General features: G+C 49.5%; 19 protein-coding genes. 3 read left to right on the top strand and 16 right to left on the bottom strand.

Going from position 1 to position 21,303, the window contains the following annotated elements; all coding sequences use genetic code 11:
* Positions 1-11: 11 nt before the first annotated feature.
* From ACO05E_RS07185 to ACO05E_RS07200, 4 genes are all read right to left on the bottom strand, one after another.
* Positions 12-827, bottom strand: coding sequence for a MipA/OmpV family protein (locus ACO05E_RS07185; RefSeq protein WP_419812302.1), 816 nt, complete (start codon positions 825-827; stop codon positions 12-14).
* Positions 828-845: 18 nt separating this feature from the next.
* Complete coding sequence (locus ACO05E_RS07190; protein WP_419812303.1) at positions 846-2,183, bottom strand: tryptophan 7-halogenase; 1,338 nt, start codon at positions 2,181-2,183, stop codon at positions 846-848.
* 1 nt (position 2,184) lies between these two features.
* On the bottom strand, positions 2,185-4,236 hold the full coding sequence (locus tag ACO05E_RS07195; protein ID WP_419812304.1) for a LodA/GoxA family CTQ-dependent oxidase: 2,052 nt from the start codon (positions 4,234-4,236) through the stop codon (positions 2,185-2,187).
* Positions 4,237-4,366: 130 nt separating this feature from the next.
* Positions 4,367-6,274: an ATP-binding cassette domain-containing protein gene (locus ACO05E_RS07200; protein ID WP_419812305.1), complete on the bottom strand. Its 1,908-nt coding sequence runs from the start codon at positions 6,272-6,274 to the stop codon at positions 4,367-4,369.
* Between the two features lie 43 nt (positions 6,275-6,317).
* Between ACO05E_RS07200 and ACO05E_RS07205 the strand changes: the two genes are divergently transcribed.
* Entirely contained in the window at positions 6,318-6,839 is a 522-nt protein-coding gene (locus tag ACO05E_RS07205) for a TIGR02444 family protein (RefSeq protein ID WP_419812306.1), read from the top strand.
* Between the two features lie 16 nt (positions 6,840-6,855).
* Here ACO05E_RS07205 and ACO05E_RS07210 read toward each other — a convergent pair whose 3' ends face one another.
* Complete coding sequence (locus ACO05E_RS07210; protein WP_419812307.1) at positions 6,856-8,073, bottom strand: hypothetical protein; 1,218 nt, start codon at positions 8,071-8,073, stop codon at positions 6,856-6,858.
* Between the two features lie 77 nt (positions 8,074-8,150).
* Complete coding sequence (locus ACO05E_RS07215) at positions 8,151-8,924, bottom strand: AAA family ATPase (RefSeq protein ID WP_419812308.1); 774 nt, start codon at positions 8,922-8,924, stop codon at positions 8,151-8,153.
* Between the two features lie 143 nt (positions 8,925-9,067).
* Between ACO05E_RS07215 and ACO05E_RS07220 the strand changes: the two genes are divergently transcribed.
* Positions 9,068-9,505, top strand: coding sequence for a hypothetical protein (locus ACO05E_RS07220; RefSeq protein WP_419812309.1), 438 nt, complete (start codon positions 9,068-9,070; stop codon positions 9,503-9,505).
* Positions 9,506-9,532: 27 nt separating this feature from the next.
* On the opposite strand, the gene ACO05E_RS07225 is transcribed toward ACO05E_RS07220, so the two are convergent.
* From ACO05E_RS07225 to ACO05E_RS07235, 3 genes are all read right to left on the bottom strand, one after another.
* The gene (locus ACO05E_RS07225; protein ID WP_419812310.1) at positions 9,533-10,489 is read right to left on the bottom strand and encodes a WD40 repeat domain-containing protein; all 957 of its coding nucleotides are present in this window, start codon (positions 10,487-10,489) and stop codon (positions 9,533-9,535) included.
* 91 nt (positions 10,490-10,580) lie between these two features.
* The gene (gene rsd, locus ACO05E_RS07230; RefSeq protein ID WP_419812311.1) at positions 10,581-11,060 is read right to left on the bottom strand and encodes a sigma D regulator; all 480 of its coding nucleotides are present in this window, start codon (positions 11,058-11,060) and stop codon (positions 10,581-10,583) included.
* Between the two features lie 204 nt (positions 11,061-11,264).
* Entirely contained in the window at positions 11,265-11,810 is a 546-nt protein-coding gene (locus ACO05E_RS07235; RefSeq protein WP_419812312.1) for a disulfide bond formation protein B, read from the bottom strand.
* A 118-nt stretch (positions 11,811-11,928) separates the two neighbouring features.
* Between ACO05E_RS07235 and ACO05E_RS07240 the strand changes: the two genes are divergently transcribed.
* Entirely contained in the window at positions 11,929-12,333 is a 405-nt protein-coding gene (locus tag ACO05E_RS07240) for a flagellar basal body-associated FliL family protein (RefSeq protein ID WP_419812313.1), read from the top strand.
* Positions 12,334-12,395: 62 nt separating this feature from the next.
* On the opposite strand, the gene gshA is transcribed toward ACO05E_RS07240, so the two are convergent.
* The 7 genes from gshA to ACO05E_RS07275 form a co-directional block, all read right to left on the bottom strand.
* Positions 12,396-13,988: a glutamate--cysteine ligase gene (gene gshA, locus ACO05E_RS07245; RefSeq protein ID WP_419812314.1), complete on the bottom strand. Its 1,593-nt coding sequence runs from the start codon at positions 13,986-13,988 to the stop codon at positions 12,396-12,398.
* A gap of 197 nt (positions 13,989-14,185) precedes the next feature.
* A complete protein-coding gene (gene mntA / locus ACO05E_RS07250; protein ID WP_419812315.1) occupies positions 14,186-14,590 on the bottom strand; it encodes a type VII toxin-antitoxin system MntA family adenylyltransferase antitoxin in 405 nt (134 codons plus the stop codon).
* 9 nt (positions 14,591-14,599) lie between these two features.
* Positions 14,600-16,966, bottom strand: coding sequence for a Tex family protein (locus ACO05E_RS07255; protein WP_419812316.1), 2,367 nt, complete (start codon positions 16,964-16,966; stop codon positions 14,600-14,602).
* Positions 16,967-17,048: 82 nt separating this feature from the next.
* On the bottom strand, positions 17,049-17,561 hold the full coding sequence (locus ACO05E_RS07260) for a GNAT family N-acetyltransferase (protein WP_419812317.1): 513 nt from the start codon (positions 17,559-17,561) through the stop codon (positions 17,049-17,051).
* Positions 17,558-17,827 carry a DUF1778 domain-containing protein gene (locus ACO05E_RS07265; protein ID WP_419812318.1) on the bottom strand — a complete coding sequence of 90 codons (270 nt, stop codon included), beginning with the start codon at positions 17,825-17,827 and terminating at the stop codon, positions 17,558-17,560. Before ACO05E_RS07265 ends, ACO05E_RS07260 begins: the two co-directional genes overlap by 4 nt.
* Before the next feature lie 201 nt (positions 17,828-18,028).
* A complete protein-coding gene (locus ACO05E_RS07270) occupies positions 18,029-19,537 on the bottom strand; it encodes an SPFH domain-containing protein (protein ID WP_419812319.1) in 1,509 nt (502 codons plus the stop codon).
* 201 nt (positions 19,538-19,738) lie between these two features.
* Positions 19,739-21,277, bottom strand: a complete 1,539-nt coding sequence (locus ACO05E_RS07275) for a phosphoenolpyruvate carboxykinase (protein WP_419812320.1) — start codon at positions 21,275-21,277, stop codon at positions 19,739-19,741.
* Between the last annotated feature and the right edge of the window lie 26 nt (positions 21,278-21,303).

Genomic DNA, 21,303 nt, shown 5'->3' on the forward strand with positions numbered 1-21,303 from the left:
CCACTTTTCCTTTAAAACACATATGCAGCAGCCAGACCAAAGGTCAGGTTGCTGTTTTGTCTTACCAGCGGGCTATCCGAAAAAGTAGCATCTCTGATATCCGAGTAACCAACAAACCCGGCAATCAGATAACTATCCCATAACAGCGCGGTACTGTAGTTAATGCTATAACCACCGTAACCTGCATTAGCGCTATAGGCTTCACGTTCTGCGGTTTCAAATTCCCGCTCCACACCGTAAAAATACTCATGATACGCCTGGCTGGCTGACCGCATAACCAGGCTCAGCTGCGGTCTGACTGCTACCGAATTAATCGAATAAATTCGCCGCCAACGCAGCGTAGGATTAAACGTCATGCCACGTAATGTAATGGAACTGAAGTCGGTGCTGGCGGCTGAACGTAATGGCAGCATCAGAAAAAGTGCGTTATCACTGTTACGATCACCGCGAAAATAATAATGCAGCGCCGGGCCGGCTTCGCCCACAAAGTCGAGATCATCCATGCCCTCACGTGCCTCGTTATCGTCACTCTTAACCCGGACGGCACCACCGAAACTCAATTCCAACGACCAGTTACCAGAACGCCATAAGTTCCCCTGTACAGCATTACGATCAACACTGAAATTTTCACTGCGGTACCGGAGATAAGGAAAAGGTAAGACATAGTCTTCGGCTTCATCACTGCCGATATAGTCGGGTACATGGGCGTAGCCGATGCCAATACCAGCCTCCAGTTCGGCACTGGCCGCTGTGCTGGCAGACAGTATGCTGATCAACAATATCCAGACAGCGATCAGAGAGCAGTAATACTTGGATGTGATGGGCATACGTTCAGACCTTTCGAATTAATATGAGGCGCTGATCACACCTCCCTGCAATAACTGTTGTAGTGCCAGAATAATATTCTGTTCAGACTCCATCGGGCGTGATTGCTGAAACGTCCGAACCAACTCAACAGCTGACATTTGTGCTTGTTGTTCCAGTGGCGCAATTAATTCTTGCGACCGGCTTTGATCCAGAAAGGTATCAGGATAACGTTTATTAAACGACGGGATTAATTGCAATGGTTGCTCTGCTGCCAGTTCAATATGCGCCTGCCGCCGTTGCCAGAAGCGAGACTCAGGCCAGCGATTAACCCGGCGATAATAGTCCCCCCGGGTATTAAAATATTGCTGATATTCAGCAATTAAAGTTTGCCGATACAGATTGAGTTTTTCCGGTTGCTGACCTTCCAATTGTGCGATGGCTGCCAGTGCACCACGCACACCACTGCCTAAAGCATGGGGAATGCCACTGGACGATAACGGATCATAGGATGCCGCAGCATCACCCACCGCCAGCCAATGATCGCCGTAAGGCGTTTTTAAATAAGACGAAAACGCCGGCCAGGATTTAGGACTGGAGAAATTACTCGCATTTTTGCTGCGTTGTAATGTCAGTGGCATTTGCGCCAGTGATTGCCACCAATTGTCTTCTTGTGCAAGATTATCCTGGCTGATGGTATCGGCATCGGCCATCAACACCATAACCAGTTTATTGTCCGGTAAAATGGCGCTGTACCACCAGCCATATTCACACGCCTCAACCAACACCGAAGCATCGTCAGCGTTTTCAATATCGGAAATCACGGCGACTCCGGTTAACTGATCACACTTAACACGCTGGGCTCCCAGCTTACGGGCAATATTGCTGTTACGGCCGCTGGCATCAATAACATAGCTGGCTAATAAACTCTGTTGTTTGTTTTTTAGCTGCCAGTAATCAGCATGACGTTCCAGTTGCTGAACCCGAAAATCAGCAATTAACTCGCCCCCTTGTCGTTGAAACTGGCGCGACAACATCCGATCAAATGCACGCCGATCAAGCTGCCAGCCAGAGCCGTGCAGCGTGAATAAATAATCGAGAGAATGTGCCTGTTCGCTTCCCCAGGCGGCATTGCTGGAGTAAGTCTTAAGAGAGTTCATCTGCGAAAATTCAGGCCAGACCTGCAGATAATCGAGCAAGGCTCTGCAGCCCGGCGATAAACTTTCGCCAATGCGGTGTTGGCTGTAATCATCGGCTTCGAGGACTGCTACTGAAATGCCGCCTTTTTTCAGCAGTGTCAGTCCGGCGGCACAACCCGCCGGACCACCACCAATGATGGCAACATCAACCGCAGGAATCGGTGAATGTTCCAACATCATTTCAGCCCTTACCTTTCATCGTGTTCTGATTCATCCACGCCTGACCGAGGCTGACGGTATTGCGTTCTTTTTCTACAAAGTACGGATAACTCTGGGTACCTTCATTCACAATAAAGCCCAACATGCCCCAGTATTGAATAATCTGTTCAGCATCTTCAACACCACGATGGTAAGGAACCCGCTGACCGGCTGGAATAACGGTCTGACCGTCGATATTCGACAACATGGCATCAATAACCTGATCGCCGGGTTCAAGGCTACCTGCAACCACATGCATCGGGCTTTGTGGTGGCCACCAATAAACGTAATAAGCCGGTGGCACTTCGATACCAGTGCCATCGGCTAATTGATTTACCAGTGGATTGGTAATATTCGGCGTTTGCACGGTACATTCGTTAAAGTCGGCCTGCCACGGAATCGCCATTCGTTTGGTCAAATCACCGGGTTCACAACCCTGGCCATCTGCTTCGTTGGCGGTCGTACTTAAACCATTTTTTGAGTAGTAGGTCGCCAGTGCCTGGTTATCTCCCATAAAATGCGCCATCCGCAAATGCAGTGGTGCATCGTAGATATTTTTACTGCGCACAATCCAGGTGGTTTCAATTCCAGGGGAGAAAGGTGCGCCGACACAATTGCCAATACTGGCCTGGTCCAACTGCTCCGCCGTCACTGGAGCATCTTCTGGCAGCTGCTCTGGTGGGGTGTTGTTAAAGCGGCCGATAGCCCATTGGTACAATAAAAAATATTGAGTTGGGCTGAGAGTTTCAAATTTATAAATGGGTCCGGTATTGGTTACCGAATTATCTCCGGAGTTCAGTGGCATTAATGGCGCCCCCAGCTCAGAGAACATTTCGTTCGGGCCGTTTTCAATTTGCTTGTGCCATTCAAAATAGTCTTCTGCCGGCAGTGGTACGCGGAATAAATTAAAATACTCCATGCGGTTATTATTATTTTCCGGGCTGTTATCACGTACATCGAATCCAGGACGTGAAAAATCATTCAGGTAAGGCACGTCAGCAACCCAGCGATAAGCACCAAGGCGATCCATAATCGGCTTAATATCTCGCTCAAAATTCGCTTCGTAATCACGGTTAAAGCCGTTCAGTGGCGTATAAGGCTGGTGTTGACCAGGGTGTTTTCTCGATGGCAACAGGCCCCAACTTGGGTCAGCTGGAGGATACTGACTGGCATCGAATATTTCCGGATAAGCGCCCATTTTACGCACTGCTACATCGTGCATTGTGTCAGCCAGAGTGGTGATATTAACCAGCTCCGGGGCGTATTTCGGGCTGCCAATTAACAGCCAGGCAGGCGTACAATCAATGGTGCTGCCATCCAGCAGGTGGATTGTGGCAGTGACATAACCGTCAGCGATATCGTCCCAATATCCCGGAGCACCACGGAAGGAATCAATTTGTGCTTCGCCGGTCACCTGCCCAAGACCACCCAAAGCAATCAGGTTGCCCTGATCGTCCATACGCAGTTCACCCAGCGTATCAATTTGTCCACCACCGGCACCGACTGGCGGAAATGATCCGTAAGTGTAATTTTCCGGAATGTTATAGCGAGAAAAAGAAGAGCGTTCACCGGGTTGCTCAACGGAACGTGGGCCCGGATCGATCATCAGCTTTTTACGATCCGTGGCATCGGTTACATCCGAATTATTAACCGGGATATGCTGATTGCGATAACTGTTTTGTTCACCAAAATCCAGATTGCCCTGCAATTCTGAAAAGGTATACCAAACCGGCTTTTTATTGGCGACATGCGAAGTCCAGACAATTTTTTCAATATCACCGTCCTGTAGTGATATCACCCCCTCTTCTTCTTTCGTTTCAGAATTAATTTTGAAGATTCTGAATTTGGCAGCCTGGCGCTTTACCCGCCCCTGATTATCTTTATAGCGCGTAATTTTCTCATTAATTACGTTGCCGTTCTCATCACATTGTATTGGCAAACCACCGATACTTTCAGGTGATAAATAAAACTCGTCTGGGCTATTACCCAAGCGAGCAACGCCAACTTTTGGATGAATTTCATATTCGTATGGCATGCTGACTCCTGACTGATCCGTTGAGAGGGAAATCAACACTATCAGGGGGTCAGTGACTTGCTATAACTAACGGCCAGAATTCATACCAGAGCGCTATTTAAAATCGCGACAACAATTCAGGCTTCCTATGTTACTCCGCTTCCTCTAGCTGCTCGGTGAGCTCCATCCACGCCATTTCAATCTCTTCCAACTGAGATTTCACATCGCCCTGCTGAGTTAACAGCTGTTGCAGTTCGTCTTTACGAGCATCGGAATATAAGTCGGTGTCTGACATTTTTTCTTCGATGGTATCCAACTGCGATTGCAGTTTTTCCATCTGTTTTTCTGCCGCCTGCTGTTTTTTTCGCAGCGGAGCTAAGCGTTGGCGGCGTTCAGCTTCCAGACGTTTTTGTTCTTTACGATCAACTTTAACTTCGGCCGGTTTTGTTGCTTCTGACGGATCAGCGACTTCGTTAGCTAATGCTTCACGCTGTTGTAAGTACTGGTGGTAATCGTCCAGGTCGCCATCAAATTCTTGTACCTTGCCATGATCCACCAGCCAATATTCATCAACCGTGGCTTTTAATAAATGACGATCGTGACTAACGATTAAAATCGCACCTTCAAAATTTTGCAGCGCCACCGTTAACGCTTCGCGCATCTCGATATCCAGATGGTTGGTAGGCTCATCGAGAATTAATAAGTTCGGTTTTTCCCAGGCCACACAAGCCAAGGCTAAACGCGCTTTTTCACCACCGGAAAACGGTTCAATCACTTCCAGTGCTTTATCACCGTGGAAACCAAAACCACCGAGGAAGTTGCGGATTTCCTGCTCCGATGCTTGCGGCTTTAAGCGTTGCAGAATCAGTGCGCCCGAGGCTTTAACATCGAGAGATTCCAGCTGATGCTGAGCGAAATAACCCAAACGCAGATGTTCACCTTCGCTGCGTTCGCCATTCAGCATCTCAATGTCTCGGCACAGAGTTTTCAGCAGCGTTGATTTGCCAGCACCGTTAGGCCCTAACAAACCTATACGATGACCCGGCACTAAAGAGACTTTGACCTGCGGCAGAATAATATTGTCATCAGTGCCCTCTGCTTTATAACCCAGATCGGCATGATCAATCGCCAGCAACGGCGACGACATTTTTTCATAACAGGGAAATTCAAACCGGAACGGCGAATCCACATGGGCTGGAGCAATCAGCTCCATACGTTGTAATTCTTTCAGGCGGCTTTGTGCTTGTTTGGCTTTACTGGCCTTGGCTTTAAAACGCGTAACAAAGGCCTCGATTTCTTTCACCCGGGTTTGCTGCTTTTCGTACACGGTTTGTTGCTGCGCCAGCTTCTCAGCGCGAATACGTTCGTAAGCGGAATAATTACCCGGATACACCACCAACTGCTGTTGATAAAGGTGCACGATATGATCGGCTACACCGTCGATAAAATCACGGTCGTGGGAGATAAATAACAGGGTGCCGGGATAATTCTTCAGCCACTGCTCTAACCACAGCGTTGCTTCTAAATCCAAATGGTTGGTGGGCTCATCGAGTAATAATAAATCGGATGGCATCATCAGTGCCTGAGCCAGATTAAGACGAATCCGCCAGCCACCGGAGAAATCCTGCACCGGGCGCTTTAAATCATCCTGCGAAAAGCCTAAGCCGTGCAACAACTGCTCAGCCTTAACTGGCACCTCGTAGCCTTTGTGCTGATCCATCTGATCCAGCCAGTGTGCCAGATCGTTATCGTCTTTGGCTTTACTGATACCCGCTTCGATACGACGGTATTCGCTATCCCCATCCATGGCATAGTCCAACGCTGAACGCTCACTGGCTTCCACTTCCTGACGCATATGAGCAATACGCCACTTCGATGGAATATACAGCTCACCGGCATCGACTTGCAGTTCACCGTTCAGTAGTGCAAACAAGCTGGACTTTCCGGCGCCGTTGGGACCAATCAATGCCAGTTTCTGACCGTCGTGCACCCGTAAATCGGCGTGCTGTAATAACGGTTGAGTACCGCGCTGAAGAGAAACCTGATTAAATTCAATCATAAGACGATAAACACACTAACTGGCAAACAGAAGGATAAGATCAATGGCGGCGCAGTGTGCCACAGAAGTCGATGATAACCCACTGTGGAACTTTGCTTTGCAGTTTTATGCCAGCAAAGACGTACAGGAATTATTACTGACCTTACAAGATGATTATCAGCAGGATACCTTACTGCTGCTGACAGCGCTGTGGCTGGCGAACGAAGGACAAAGCTGGCAACTCACGTCCGAACAGCTTGATGATTACCATCAGTGGCGAGCCAATGTGATCTGGTCATTACGCGCTGCCCGCAAGGCCATCGCTAAAGACAATACCTCACCGGAGCAGCTGACCTTGCGCCAGCAGATTCAGAAGGACGAGATCCGTGCCGAGCAGATTGCGTTGCATCAATTGTATTCCTTACACAGCGAATCAAAGCACAAGGCCAACCATGCGCAACTGGCGTATAAGAATCTGATGATCCAGGCGGAGCTGGCAGAAGCGACATTAATAAAAGCAGACATAAAAAAAGAGGCCCTGGGGCCTCTTTTTCAGCAACTGGCGGACTTATTAGTCAGCCAGTAGATCGTTCCTGTCTTGCTTAGTTAGCACCAAACAAGCTGGACGTTTCACCTGGAGCGGTTTCTTGCGCTGATTTTTCTTCGGCTGGCTTCTCTTCAGTTTGTGGAGCAGCAGGCTCAATAGCTGGTACTTCTGCTTTTACTTCTTCAACAGCTGGAGCTGGTACTTCTGCTTTTACTTCTTCAACAGCTGGAGCCGGTGCTTCAGTTTTTGCTTCTACAGGAGCTTCAACCACTGGCGCTTCTGTTTTAGGAGTTTCCACTTTGGGCGCTTCAACTTTTGCTGCTTCAACCACTGGCGCATCAACGACTTTGGTTTCTTCAACGACCGCAGGAGCAGCAACCGCTTTAGGTGCAGCTTCTTTCTTAGGAGCTAGCTTCTTAGCCGGTGCTTTTTTAGCAGCAGGTTTCTTAACAGCAGTCTTCTTAGCGACAGGCTTTTTCGCCGGAGCTTTCGTCTCAGCTACTTTTTTCTCAGCTGCTTTAGCAGGTGTTTTCTTAGCAACTGTTTTTTTGGCCGGAGCTTTTTTCGCTGCTGGTTTAGTTGCGGCTTTCTTAGCTGGCGCTTTCTTGTCAGCGGCTTTAGCTGGTGCTTTTTTAGCGGCTACTTTGGTTGCCGTTTTGGTTGCTGCTTTCTTAGCTGCTGGTTTTGCTTTTTCAGCGACAGGCTTGGCTACCGCTTTTTTAGCCGGAGCTTTCTTAGCAACGGCTTTTTCAGTTTTTTCCTGTTCTTTCTCGAATTTAGCAACCAGTTTAGCCAAGGCCGTGCGTTGCTTATCCGCTGCTTTTAATGCTTTCAGAGAGGCTTTGCTGTCTGCCAGAACGTCACGTGCGGCGGCTTTTTCTTCCTTGGCAACTTCCAGCTTGGCTTTGGCATTATCCAGCTGACGCAGAGAAGCCGGGGTTTTCTTCAGCTTCACTTTGGCCGCTACTTTGTTTTTGGCTTCCATCGCCTTAGCCGCTTTGGTGTTAGCGCGTTCCTGAGCGGTTCCGGCTTTAACAACGGCTTTTTCTGCATCCGTCAGTTCTTTTGCCTGAGCCTTCTCCAGTTTTACCTGCAGTGCTGCAATATCTTTTTGCAGCTGCTGAACAGCACTTAATACAACGCGCTTAGCGGCTGGCTTTTTCGCCGCTACCTTTTTGGCAGGTGCTTTTTTAGCAACCGTTTTTGCAGCGGTTTTACGAACCGGTGCTTTCTTTGCGGCTGTTTTTTTCGCAGGTGCTTTACGTGCAGGCATGGAATTATCCTCAGAAACAGAATCAGGTAGCGGCATTATACGAATTGGGAAAAATTCATCTATGTCTTTTGACGAATTTAGCGGCTGGCTTGTTGGGATTGTCGTAATTCACCAATGGTTTGATCCAGCCAGTCCACCAGCGGCTGCCATTCAGCCACATCTTTTTTGTCTTTCTGATCAAAATCGACGATACCCAAACCATGTTCGCTGGCACGGACATAAAACTGAGTATCGCGCAACGCGGTGATAAAGGGGATCTGCAAGCTGTTTAAAAACTTTTCCAGCTTGGCATAAATTAAGGTGTTTTTGCGCACCCGGTTAGCAATCACGGCAATGGGCTTGGGGTTCATCCGGTAAGAACGCGACAACAACACATCACGGATAAAACCGGTTGCCGCACGGATATCAATCGCCGAAGGAATAACCGGAATTAAAATGGTATCCGATTGCTGAATCAAATCTGATAACACATTGCCGGATAATCCAGCCGGTGTATCAATCACCACCCGGGAGGTATTGGCCGGCACACGTAACGCCCAGCTTTTGGTCGACGTTTGTGGCGCGTGTTTCTGATAGGCTGCCACGCCGGTGATGGTTGGCAAATGCACATCCCGCGCCGCCAACCAATCCATCGACGAACCCTGAGGGTCATAATCAATCAGGGCCGTTAGTTCTCCACCATGAGCAAAGTGACTGGCAACATTGGTGGCCAGTGTGGTTTTGCCACACCCACCTTTGGCGTTGGCAATCATTACCCGCACCGGTGCCGTCATCCCGATCACCCGGGCGTGCGGGCGAAACGGATTCGGCTTTGCGGTATCTGAATTATTGTTTGATGTATCGTCGCTCACTGGTCTTCCGTTTTTTTGTGTGTCCGTTCGCTGGTTACGTAATATCCACAGCTTAGCCCATAACTCTTCGGGCATTACACCTTCCTGTAAGTAAAGCATAAGGTATACTGAAACGCTGAGAAACAGTCTTCAAGGAATGAAAAATGAAGTTAAAGATTGGCATGATGCTGGTGATTCTGGTGGTAGCGATGGCAGCGCCGTATTTTATTAAAGGGCGTGATGGTAAACCATTGATGGCATTTGGGCCGGAACAACCGATTGATATTCTGTCGAGCGAAAAAACCCGCCAGCAGTATATGAAGTGGCAGGACGAAAATGGCGTGTGGCATTTTGGCGACGAAGTGCCGGAAGGCGTCACACCCCAGGTCGTTAGTGTCGATACCGCCGCTAACGTTATCCGCAGTGTGAAACTGCCGGAAAAAGAATCCGAAAACGATCAGCAGCGCTCAGACCCGGAGACACCATCGGTTCCTTTACCCATGACGGTTGCACCCGAGCAGATCAGCCAGATGATGGATGATGCCGCTAACGTTCAGCAGTTAATGAATGATCGCACCAAGCAGCTGGAAAATCTGCGCTAAGGATTTACACCTGATGCCCTGCGATTATTACTTTAAGTAATACACCAGCCCGTTAGAACCGGCAGCAACCCAGCCACCATTTGAGCGGGCCACGTCTTCGACCTGAACATTATTACTGACCCAGGTATCTCTTGGTTCAGCTCGCCAGACCTGCTGGCGCTCACCGTTATTCACATTCCACAGCTCAATCTGCCCCGAACTGTTGCCGGTGATCAGCTGACTACCGCCATTCACAAATCGGGCGGAGCTGTAATGACCCCGTAGCGCGGCAATTTCACGCAGTAAGGTGCCCGAGCGGGCATCCCAGATCTTGCCACTTTCACCAAAGGCGGAGGTAAATAGTAATCGTCCATCAGTGGATAACTCCACCGTACGCACCTGATTTTCATGAGGCAGAGTATGTAGTGATTTGCCGGTATCCAGATTCCAGATCCGGGCGCTGGAATCATCACTGGCGGAAGCTGCCAGCACTCCGTCTTCGGCAATGCTGACATCGTAGACAATGCCATCGTGCGCCAGACGCTGACGAATGCCACCGTTCTTGATATCAAATAACGTGGCGGTGTAATCCTGCATCGCCAGCAGAGCCAGGTTGCCATCGGCGGTCAGAGCAATGTCTTCGATATCTCCCGGTGCATTCCAGAACCATACCGCCTCACCGCTGTTGTTATCCCACAGCACAATCGTGCGGTTATCGGCCGTGGCAATAAAGTTGCCATCCGGTGAGAACGCACTGGTGAGGATATTACTGTAGCCTTCGGCCTGATGATTCCAGTCGTAACGGCGTTCCAGTGGCGCGAGTGTCCACAGGCTGCCACCATGGTGCAGACTGCCTACCATGGCCTGATTGCCATCGGCTGAAAAACGAATGGAATAGGAACCCTGAACGGCCACCTCTTCGATTTTTTCAGGCGCTTTAGCGTCATCGCAGGCGCTGAGAAGGAAGGCGGAGGCAAGAATCAAACTGCGGGTCAGCAAAGACATAGATGTCGTCCCTGATAAATGGCGGTAGCAAAAGTTACTCTTAGTGTAGACCGTTTATCAGGGCTTCGCGGAGGGATTGGTAAGGCTGAGATCAGGCTTCTTCGGCCACCAGATCTTTATGCACATTGTGCAGACGCTCGATCAACTGATCTTCCAGTTCAAAGCGCTCTTCCAGCACTTCACCAATGGACGATAAATCCGCCGGTAATTTGGCCAGCTGCTCAAACGCACAGTCCTGATCGTAGGTGTCGTTAAAATCAACGCATTGACCCGTGAGCTTATCTAACTGAGGCACCAGCTCTTTCGCCAGCTCAACACCACCATCGTCGTACTCTTTGGCTTCGTTGATCAGTTGCTCGTAAATCTCAAAGTGACCGGCAGAACAATAGTCGATCATCACTTGGCAGAAACGATTGATATTGGCACCCAGCAGATCATCTGCTGACAACGGCTTACTGGCCGACAAATTACAGTACAACACAATCAACTGCTGACGTTCGCTCAGCCAGTTATCAATCATTTTATGAACACCGCCCCAGCGTTCGTGGGCTGTTTTACAGTTTTCTAACATCGGACTCTCTCCTGATCCTGTCACAGCCAAACCAGCTGTTTTTATCTCTTGATGAAAACTATATGCGCGATAAAAAGCCTGAGGCAAGCAGCTTTTTTCACTTTTTTGACTTGCATTAGCAGCCGGGTGTGCTTGTCGGGATAATTTAGGAAAAGCGGTGGACAAGCACGGACTGCTGTCCACCGCAAAGGCGGGATAATTACGTTACTGACGTACCATAAAACGCTGCTTTAGCGTGTGAAAAACAGCATAAGCCGCCGCCAGTACAAAACCGATAAAACAAATACGGGTCCATTCCGGCATACTCATGCCCCATAAACTCCAGACGATTTCAGCGCAATTACCATCGCCGTTCAGCATCACACTCAACAAGTCGGTTAACGGTAACGTCTCGATCAGATAGTTCATGCTCGGGCCACAGGCAGGCACTTCTTCTTTTGGCAGGTGCTGCAGCCAGATCTGATGATCCGCCACCCAGGTGGCAAAGATCGCCGAGCCAAGAGTAAACAACAGTGCCAGCAATAACGGCCAGCGCGTATTTCGGCTGAAAAATGCCAATAAAAAGCCCACACCAATCATCACCGTGCCCAAACGCTGGGTCATGCACAGCGGGCACGGATCGAGGTACAGTACATATTCAAAATAAAAGGCGGCTGCCATTAACCCAACACAGGTTAAAAAGCCCGCCAGGTAACCCCAGTGCAGCCATTGGGGCTGGGTAAACCAATTACCGTTTTGTGGAAGAGACACAGACTTGCTCCCTCAGTAATCCATCATTATTCAGAGCAATCGAGTCTAACACAGGCGGCGAACTCCGTTATCTGGTCTAAGATCAATACAGACGTAAAGTTTTGAACAGGAGAACGCTATGCAACGCATTATTTGCAGCGTGTTATTGATGTTATTCGCGACTGCCAGTTATGCCGAAGGGGAAGCAGCGGCCGCCATTCCCTCTGCCCGCTATATTCATCTGGAACCCGCCTTTGTGGTGAACTATGGCAGCAGTGGCCGTATGAAATACCTGCGCACCGAAGTCTCACTAAAAGTAAACAGTGGCGAAGCCGCCGCCATGGTGACCCAGCACAAGCCGTATATTCGTAATAATCTGGTATTGCTGTTATCAGCTCAGGAGTCTGAAACCATGAACAGCTCCAAAGGGCGGGAGTCGTTACGTCGGGTTTGTCTCGACGAAGTGCGGGCAGTAATGACACAACTGGAAGGCATGCCATCGGTGGATGATTTGTATTTCAGTAACTTTGTTGTCCAGAACTGAGGTTGTTCAGAACTGATAAAATTAAACGCCAGGCAGGGAAGCTCCCTGCCTTGTTAAATCTCTCAGCGTTGCAGATAGCTGTTCAGGTATTCATCAAACGACACATCATCATTGGCTTCCAGCTCAGCTTGCTGCTGCAGTGACGCCTGCGCTTTGTTTTTCCATAACGCCACCACTTCTTTTGCCAATGGCTCAGATAAGGTCTTACGATGCTGCTGCGCCAGCTGGCGAGTCAGCTCCGAGAATTCAACATCCTGCTCCTGCATCGCAGTCAGCACCTGAGCTGATGGCGTTAACGAGCTGTCTGCCAGCTTCAGCTTTTGCTGATTCAGGGCATCAGTATGGAAGGTATGACCACGGGCCTTGTCCATTACCGAAGCCAGCTCACGCATATCTTCAATGATTGCCATACCCCACTGCTGTAATGACACCTGGTCGTCACCACGCTCCAGCATCAGGCCGGGCTTCCGCCCTTCCATCACGGTTTTGTGCTGGTTGTTTTGAATGCGGCTATATTCGGCATCATCAATATCATCGCTACTCTGCAATAAACACCAGCTGACAAACACATCCATAAACTGCAATTGAGGAACATCCAGACCCAGCGGCATAAAGGGGTTTAAATCGGTGCTGCGCACTTCGATATACTCCACCCCATCATTGGCCAGTGCTTCCAACGGTTTCTCACCGTTACGCGCCACCCGCTTCGGACGAATATCACTGTAATATTCATTTTCGATTTGCAGCAGATTGGTATTCAGCTGTTTGTACTGGCCGTGTTCATCTTGCAGTCCCAGTTCTTCGTAAGCCGCAACCGGATCACTAACCGCTTTACCCAGAGTTTTGATGTAGTTATCCAGTGTGTTGTAACACACCATCAGATCTGACTGAGCGCTGTTCTGATAGCCCAGATCACTCATACGTAACGAGGTGGCGTACGGCAAGTGCAGGGTGTGTTGTTTCAGCGCTTCCAGCTCGTTGTCTTCGCCATTGAGGAAAGACTTACACAAGGCCGGAGAAGCACCAAATAAATACAACAGCAGCCAGGAATAGCGACGGAAATTACGAATCAGGCCGAAATAGCGTGCCGAAATAAAATCTTTTAATTCATGATCCTGTGGCTGGCGCTGGTGCTCCAGCTCAAACAGCAGAGGCCATAATTCATCCGGCATCGACACGTTGTAATGAATGCCGGAAATACACTGCATCATACGGCCATAGCGGTGCCACAAACCATGGCGATACACGTGCTTCAATTTACCTAAATTGGAATCACCGTAATAGGCGATCGGGATGCTCATTTCTCCCTGTAAAATACAGGGCATGGAGCTTGGCCAGATCATTTCACCATCAAGCTGGCTGTAGGTATAACGGTGGGCAATTTCCAGATACGCCAACGCTTCATGGGCACTGTTAAACACCGGCGTAATAAACTCCAGCAAGGCTTCGGAATAATCGGTGGTAATGCTTTCGTGCGTTAAGGCCGCCCCCAGACCTTTGGGGTGAGGCTTCTGACTGATCACGCCCTGATCTGAACACCGTAACCCTTCTTTTTCGATACCACGCTGAATATTCGCCAGTAATGACAGGTTTTCCGGCTGGCGGAGTGAATCCAGCGCCTGCTGCAGACGGGATGAAGAAGTTGTATTGGCCAAAATCGCCTCGGTATCAGAATCTATTTTGGCAGGAATTATAGGACAAAGGTGACAGGCGGGTAAGAGTAATACCGGAACAGCGTGTGGTTATAAATGGAACAGGGAGCAGTGATCAGTCTGTAGGGCGTGACAACAAAGCCTGTATCTCGCGGCTGATCCGTTGAATATTGCGATAAAGCTTTTGCCGAATAATAGCTTCAACAATATCTCTCATAATCCTTCTCCCAAGCGGAAATAATGGCGTGTTCCAGGCGGCGTACCGCCGGAACACCCCGATCAAATAACCGGATACCCTGAATAATATTCCATTGCAGTGGTACTGGCACTTCGCGTAAGTCCACCACACTCAGATCCAGATCCGGAAACTGTCGTTCCAGCTCCGCTTCCAGGTTTTGTGGACGAATCGCCCGCTCCAGCACATCAGCTTCATAGCTATTGAACAATACTGCCAGATCCCAGTCGCTGTCGTCCCGGGCCAGACCTTTCGCACGCGAGCCATAAAGATACACAGCATCGAGTAAATCACCTGCAACAAGTGTATTCAGCAAGCCTTGCGGCAGCTGGATATCATCAGGCGTGTGATCAGGTGAAGAACTCGTCATATCGTCTCGTTATTTCTTCTTCGCGTTCGCAAACGCTGCCGCCATCGCGCCACCCATGGCACTCTGGCCGGAGTTATTGCCGCCAAATGAGCGCTGTTGTGTCCCACGATTACCCGGACGACCACCACCTTTACGCTCGCCAGGCGTTTTTTCTTTAGCGCGTTCGTTAGCATCGTCTGACATGCGCATCGACAAGCCAATACGTTTGCGCGGCACATCCACTTCCATCACTTTGACTTTAACGATGTCTCCGGCTTTCACCACATCACGTGGGTCTTTCACAAAAGTATCCGACAGCGCGGAAATATGCACCAGACCATCCTGGTGCACGCCGATATCCACAAAGGCACCAAAGGCGGCGACGTTGGTGATTACGCCTTCAAGCACCATATTCGGTTGCAGGTCTTTGATGTCTTCGACGCCTTCTTTAAATTCGGCGAATTTAAATTCCGGACGCGGGTCACGACCCGGCTTTTCCAGCTCGGCGATAATATCTTTTACGGTGATTTCACCCACGCCCTCTTCCGAGAAGGAAGCGGCATTCACCGATTTCAGCGTCGCTGAATCACCAATCAGACTGGCAACATCTTTACTGAATTCATGAGCGATCTTTTTCACAACCGGATAGGATTCCGGGTGAACCGCCGAAGCATCCAGTGGGTTTTTGCCATTCATAATACGCAGGAAACCGGCCGCTTGTTCAAATGCCTTTGGCCCCAAACGTGCGACTTTTTTCAGATCCGAACGCGACTGGAATGCGCCATTTTCATCGCGGTAAGCGACAATATTATTGGCCAACGTGGTGTTTAAACCGGATACACGAGTCAGCAATGGTGCCGAAGCGGTGTTCAGATCGACACCTACTGAGTTCACACAATCTTCCACCACCGCATCCAGCGAACGGGCTAGTTGGGTCTGGTTTACATCGTGCTGATACTGGCCGACACCAATAGACTTAGGCTCAATTTTCACCAGCTCTGCTAGTGGATCCTGCAGACGACGGGCAATGGAAACCGCGCCACGAATCGTCACGTCCAGATCCGGGAATTCTTTGGCCGCCAGCTCGGAAGCAGAGTAAACCGAAGCGCCAGCTTCGTTCACCATTACCTTTTGCACATTTTTTAATGCAGGCTGAGCTTTGATCATATCGCCGACAAATTTGTCGGTTTCACGTGAACCGGTACCGTTACCAATCGAGATCAGCTCGACATTGTGCTTAGCAATTAACGCGGTTAATACCGCCGCTGAACCGGCCAGATCGTTACGCGGCGGAGTTGGATAAATGGTTGCCTGATCCACCACCTTACCGGTGGCATCCACCACTGCCACTTTCACACCAGTACGCAAGCCCGGGTCGAGGCCCATGGTCGCTTTGGTGCCTGCCGGAGCGGCCAGTAATAAATCTTTTAAATTTTCACCGAAGACTTTAATCGCCTGCTCTTCGGCACTTTCACGCACGTTACCCATCAGCTCGGTTTCGAGATGGGTCAGCAACTTAATGCGCCAGGTCCACTTCACCACTTCAGCTAACCAGCGATCACCAGCACGGCCCTGATTTTCGATGCCAACATGATCGGCAATAATGCTTTCGCACGGGCTGGCGGCTAACTTATCGTCCGGATCACCCGTCACCAACGAGAAGCTCAGGAAACCTTCATTACGGCCACGCAGAATCGCTAACGCACGGTGAGACGGCACACCTTTTAACGCTTCGTCATGTTCAAAATAATCGGAGAACTTAGCCCCTTCGGCTTCTTTGCCCGGCACCACACGTACCGACAAGGTTGCTTCGTTGGTCATAAAACGGCGTAGATTTGCCAGCAGGTTAGCATCTTCGGCAAAGCACTCCATCAGGATGTACTTAGCACCATCCAGCGCGGCTTTGGTATCATCGATTTTATGTTCACTGTTCAAAAATGCCTGAGCTTCCGCTTCCGGATTCAGGGTTGGATCAGCGATTAACTTTTCTGCCAGTGGCTCAAGACCCGCTTCAATGGCAATCTGACCTTTAGTGCGGCGCTTCGGTTTGTATGGCAGGTATAAATCTTCCAGACGGGTTTTGGTGGATGCGGCAAGAATATCGCGCTTCAGCTCATCACTGAGTTTGCCCTGATCATCAATGCTTTTCAGAATGGTATCGCGGCGATCTTCCATTTCACGCAAGTAACGCAGACGTTCTTCCAGAGTACGCAGCTGGGCGTCATCCAGAGAGCCGGTGACTTCTTTCCGATAACGGGCAATAAAAGGCACGGTTGCACCTTCATCTAATAAGGCAACCGCTGCAGCAACCTGTTGCGGACGGATCGATAACTCTTCGGCAATGCGGGAGCCGATGCTTTGAAGGCGAGAGTTCTGGGCGCGTGAATCTACAGACATATTTTTCTAATACCTTAAACGGCAATACTTAAAACAGATGGAACGATAAAACAGGAAGGGAGTATAACGGATGGTAAGATCTTCACCCATTCCCATTGGACAGATCAATATTCTTCAGCGATAACATCAACACTAAGGGATCCACCGGGGACTCTTTAAAACCATAATGCTGATAAAAGGCTTTGGCTTTTTGATCGAGCGCATGAACCAATAACGCCTTTATGCCTGCTTGCTCCGACACGTTAATGGTTCTCAGCAGAGCGTCTTTTAACAAGCCGCTTCCCAACTTCATGCCTTGAGTATTTTGATCAACGGCCAAACGACCCAGTACCATCACTGGAATGGGATCAGGCATATTTCGTTTGATAGCGGATGCCGCTTGATTGTGGGCAACCGCTCCAGCAGCAAGCGCATAATACGCCAATACTCTGTTGCTTCTATCCGTTACCACAAAGGTACGACTGGCACCCAAGCTTTGGTTTTTCAGCGCACGGCGCTGTAACCAATGATTCAGAGAGGCTTCACCACAATCAAACTCTGCGGTGAGGTGAGCTTGAGTTAACGGTTGTGGTGCACTGAGCACTGTTTCACTCACTGACCGTTTTCCCAAGGTGACACAACAGATAGCAGCTTTTTCATATCTCCATCAGTCTCTATCGGGGCGTCCAACAGGGTTAGAAACTGGTTATATTGCTCGTCATTCAGGTCGAAAAAAGTACGATCCAGCAATACTGCCTGAGCGCGCTCACAAGACGCTTCCAACATAAAGTCAGAACGGTTTTTTCCTTGCAGACTGGCAGCCCGGTCAATCAAATCTTTTTGCTCGGGCAAAGCCCGTAGGTTTATTGCAGCCGCACGCATCGCATCACTCCCATGCATACACATTAGATACACAGAATCCTATAAACGCATACACATTGTCAATACAAAATCTGGCCGATATTTGAACAATCCAGCCAACTACTAATTTTTAAAAAATTAGTAGTTAACATTTACAAAGGTTAAAAAGATCCTGATAAAGCCCACAACCATGGGCTTTATCAGATTTGAATGGATTAGTAACTAGTTCTTATCCGAAACCTCACGGTTATAGTTCAACCGCTTAGCTGCATCCAGGGTCAGCAGCTGCATAAAGGCTTTGGTTTCAGAGTCCGAGCCCACTGGTGCACCACCAGTTCCGGAGCCGCCAAATACATTGGTTGGCACCTGACGTTTGGCAAAGGCTTCAGCCCAGAGTTTCTGAATTTCGATCTCTGCGTCCAGCTTTTGTGCCAAGGCGTTATCCGCCTTCAGAATCACTTCTTTCTGATACGCTTCCGCATCCGCCAAGGTACGCTGGGTTTCCGCTTCAATACGGGCTTTTTCCAGTTCAATCTGAGCCGTGTCTTTGGCAATTTCAGCTTGTTCTTTCAGCTTCTGAGCATTGGTTAAAGCCAGTTGCTTTTCGGTTTCCGCTTCGGTGGTGCGCTGAATCTGCTCTACTTTGGCTTTGGCCTGACGTTGAGCCACTTCACGCTCACCTTTGGCAATGGCCAACAGGCGCTGCTCTTCTTCCTGAATACGCTGTTCACGGGCAATGGCGCGATCGGCGGAGGCTTTTTGCTTGAGCTGCATACGTTCAACAAACTTGGTATTCGGGCGCATATCGGTGACACGAGCGTCCAATACGGTAATGCCAAAATTGGTGAACTTCTGGGTTTTTCGCCTTGGCGTGCCTTCATCATCCAGCACTTTATTCACCACAAATTCGATTTTGGTTTCGTCGCCGTAATCCTGCTGATTTTCACCCAGTGCGGCATTTGCGGACGATTTAATTCTACGAGCGCTGCGTTTAATTTGTTCTTCACGACGCACCAGATAGATACCGCTGGACATCTGATTTTCGAACTCGGAATTAAATTCAGAACGGCCACCGGAGTAATATTCTTCGGCGCTCATCAACGAAGCAGTTGCCTGAATGGTTTCTTTAAACGCTGGAATTAACGCGGTGCGTAATAAGTTCTCCGGAGAACGATATTCATGTGCCAGCTTAAGGAAGGATTCCGGATCTTCAGGAATAGAGAAGCGTACGGTCGCTTCGGAATCGGCATCCACCTGATCGAGGAACATAATATTCATCGGCGGCAGGGTGGCACTGGCATCAGAACCATCACTCTCGGCTTCCAGTTGCTCACGACGACCAGCAACAGCCTGAACCGTCATGGCGCGTTTCCAGGCGTTATAGCGGCCAAATAAATAGGTGTTGTAACCCACATCCGACACCACTTTTTCTTCGCCCGTAATGGTACGCACATGATAAATGTAGCCCGGCTCGGCATAGAAAAAGATTTGATTAAAGGCACCCACCGCAAACGACAAAATAGCCGCCCCCACTAAGGTTGGCACCAACTGAGATGGAAAGTCATAGGTGATTTCGTCCAGTCGCCCGCGAATTTCCTCAGGGCTTTTACCCTGCCCTTCTAACTCGCTGCGCATACGCTCGATTTTCATTTTTTGTGACGAGCGGATAAACCCCATTGCGATGATGCTGGCGATGCATAATACGCCAATCAGAATGCCCCAAAATGCCATAGTCGTTCCTTGTGTTCCTTAGCGAAAGAGAGGCATTACTTTATAGAGGGGTCAATTAAGAGACAAGGGGAGCAGGCAAGAGTCATCAATAGATAAAAATCACTGGCAATAAAAAACCGCTTTTCCTTTACTGTTTGCAGTAAGAAAAAGCGGTTTCTTTTTATTCGTTAGTAACGAATAACGGATTAAATCACCGAGTGATTAATCCAGTTTAGGCGCTGCAGCCTGAATGCCTTCAGAAACGTCGTATTTCTTGAAGTTTTCAACGAATTGACCCGCCAGGTTCTTAGCAGACTCAGTCCAGGCTGCTTCGTCGCCCCAGGCTGCGATTGGGTTCAGCAGCTTGGTTTCAACGCCGTCGACAGATTTAGGTACGTTCAGACCGAATACCGGCAGAGTTTCAGTGTCTGCATCACGCAGAGCACCGCTCTGGATCGCGCTGATTACTGCACGAGTCGTTGGGATAGAGAAACGCTCACCACCGTTACCGTTCGCACCACCGGTCCAACCGGTGTTAACCAGGTAAACCTGAGAGTCGAATTCAGTCACACGCTTCATCAGCAGTTCCGCGTACTCACCTGCTGGGCGTGGGAAGAATGGTGCGCCGAAACAGGTAGAGAAGGTAGACTTCAGACCTTTAGAACCACCCATCTCAGTAGAGCCTACCAGAGCAGTGTAACCAGACAGGAAGTGGTAAGCAGCCTGTTCTTTGCTCAGGATAGAAACAGGAGGCAGAACACCGGTCATATCACAGGTCAGGAAGATAACCGCTTTTGGCTCGCCACCTTTGTTTTCTGGTACACGCTTCTCAACGTGCTCCAGTGGGTATGCACAACGGCCGTTTTCAGTCAGGCTGGTGTCGGCGTAGTCTGCAGTACGGTTTTCATCACCGATTACTACGTTTTCTACGATAGCGCCGAACTTAATCGCGTCCCAAATGATTGGCTCGTTTTTCTTCGACAGATCGATGGTTTTGGCGTAGCAGCCACCTTCGATGTTGAATACCGTGCCTTTGCCCCAACCGTGCTCGTCGTCACCAATCAGGTAACGGCTTGGGTCAGCAGACAGAGTGGTTTTACCGGTGCCAGACAGGCCGAAGAACAGACAAGTGTCGCCGTCTTCACCGACGTTGGCAGAACAGTGCATTGGCAGCACGTCTTTTTCTGGCAGCAGGAAGTTCTGTACCGAGAACATGGCTTTTTTCATTTCGCCCGCGTAACGCATGCCAGCCAGCAGTACTTTGCGTTGTGCGAAGTTGATGATCACACAACCGTCAGAGTTAGTGCCGTCACGCTCAGGTACACATTCGAAACCTGCGCAGTTAAGGATCTGCCACTCCTCTTTATCAGCCGGGTTGAAGCTTTCAGGGCGGATAAACAGGTTGCGACCGAACAGGTTTTGCCAAGCCGTTTGAGTAGTCATTTTAACCGGCAGGTAATGTGCCGGATCAGAACCTACGTGAACCTGAGATACGAAGCTGTCGTGTTGCGCCAGATACTCTTCAACACGCTCCCACAGAGCATCAAATTTGTCGGCATCGAACGGGCGGTTGATGTTGCCCCAATCGATTGCGTCTTTGCTGCTTGGCTCTTCAACAATGAAACGGTCCATTGGAGAACGACCAGTACGCTTACCAGTGGTCACAACCAGTGCGCCAGTGTCTTGCAGGCGGCCTTCGCCACGTTGCAGTGCGTGTTCTACCAGTTGAGCTGAAGATAAGTTGGTATAAACAGTGGTCATATCGGTGCCCTGAGGGTCCTCTCATG

It is taken from the genome of Bacterioplanoides sp. (assembly GCF_965226395.1).
Taxonomy (GTDB): Bacteria; Pseudomonadota; Gammaproteobacteria; order Pseudomonadales; family Oceanobacteraceae; genus Bacterioplanoides.

What these genes read in the sequence shown, in the direction of transcription:
- ACO05E_RS07270 (WP_419812319.1), bottom strand. Translation starts at nt 19,537, where the DNA reads ATGGCATTTTGGGGCATTCTGATTGGCGTATTATGCATCGCCAGCATC.
- ACO05E_RS07225 (WP_419812310.1), bottom strand. Translation starts at nt 10,489, where the DNA reads ATGTCTTTGCTGACCCGCAGTTTGATTCTTGCCTCCGCCTTCCTTCTC.
- ACO05E_RS07200 (WP_419812305.1), bottom strand. Translation starts at nt 6,274, where the DNA reads ATGATTGAATTTAATCAGGTTTCTCTTCAGCGCGGTACTCAACCGTTA.
- ACO05E_RS07265 (WP_419812318.1), bottom strand. Translation starts at nt 17,827, where the DNA reads ATGCGTGCGGCTGCAATAAACCTACGGGCTTTGCCCGAGCAAAAAGAT.
- ACO05E_RS07220 (WP_419812309.1), top strand. Translation starts at nt 9,068, where the DNA reads ATGAAGTTAAAGATTGGCATGATGCTGGTGATTCTGGTGGTAGCGATG.
- ACO05E_RS07195 (WP_419812304.1), bottom strand. Translation starts at nt 4,236, where the DNA reads ATGCCATACGAATATGAAATTCATCCAAAAGTTGGCGTTGCTCGCTTG.
- ACO05E_RS07240 (WP_419812313.1), top strand. Translation starts at nt 11,929, where the DNA reads ATGCAACGCATTATTTGCAGCGTGTTATTGATGTTATTCGCGACTGCC.
- mntA (WP_419812315.1), bottom strand. Translation starts at nt 14,590, where the DNA reads ATGACGAGTTCTTCACCTGATCACACGCCTGATGATATCCAGCTGCCG.
- ACO05E_RS07275 (WP_419812320.1), bottom strand. Translation starts at nt 21,277, where the DNA reads ATGACCACTGTTTATACCAACTTATCTTCAGCTCAACTGGTAGAACAC.
- ACO05E_RS07185 (WP_419812302.1), bottom strand. Translation starts at nt 827, where the DNA reads ATGCCCATCACATCCAAGTATTACTGCTCTCTGATCGCTGTCTGGATA.
- rsd (WP_419812311.1), bottom strand. Translation starts at nt 11,060, where the DNA reads ATGTTAGAAAACTGTAAAACAGCCCACGAACGCTGGGGCGGTGTTCAT.
- ACO05E_RS07255 (WP_419812316.1), bottom strand. Translation starts at nt 16,966, where the DNA reads ATGTCTGTAGATTCACGCGCCCAGAACTCTCGCCTTCAAAGCATCGGC.
- ACO05E_RS07210 (WP_419812307.1), bottom strand. Translation starts at nt 8,073, where the DNA reads ATGCCTGCACGTAAAGCACCTGCGAAAAAAACAGCCGCAAAGAAAGCA.
- ACO05E_RS07205 (WP_419812306.1), top strand. Translation starts at nt 6,318, where the DNA reads ATGGCGGCGCAGTGTGCCACAGAAGTCGATGATAACCCACTGTGGAAC.
- ACO05E_RS07190 (WP_419812303.1), bottom strand. Translation starts at nt 2,183, where the DNA reads ATGATGTTGGAACATTCACCGATTCCTGCGGTTGATGTTGCCATCATT.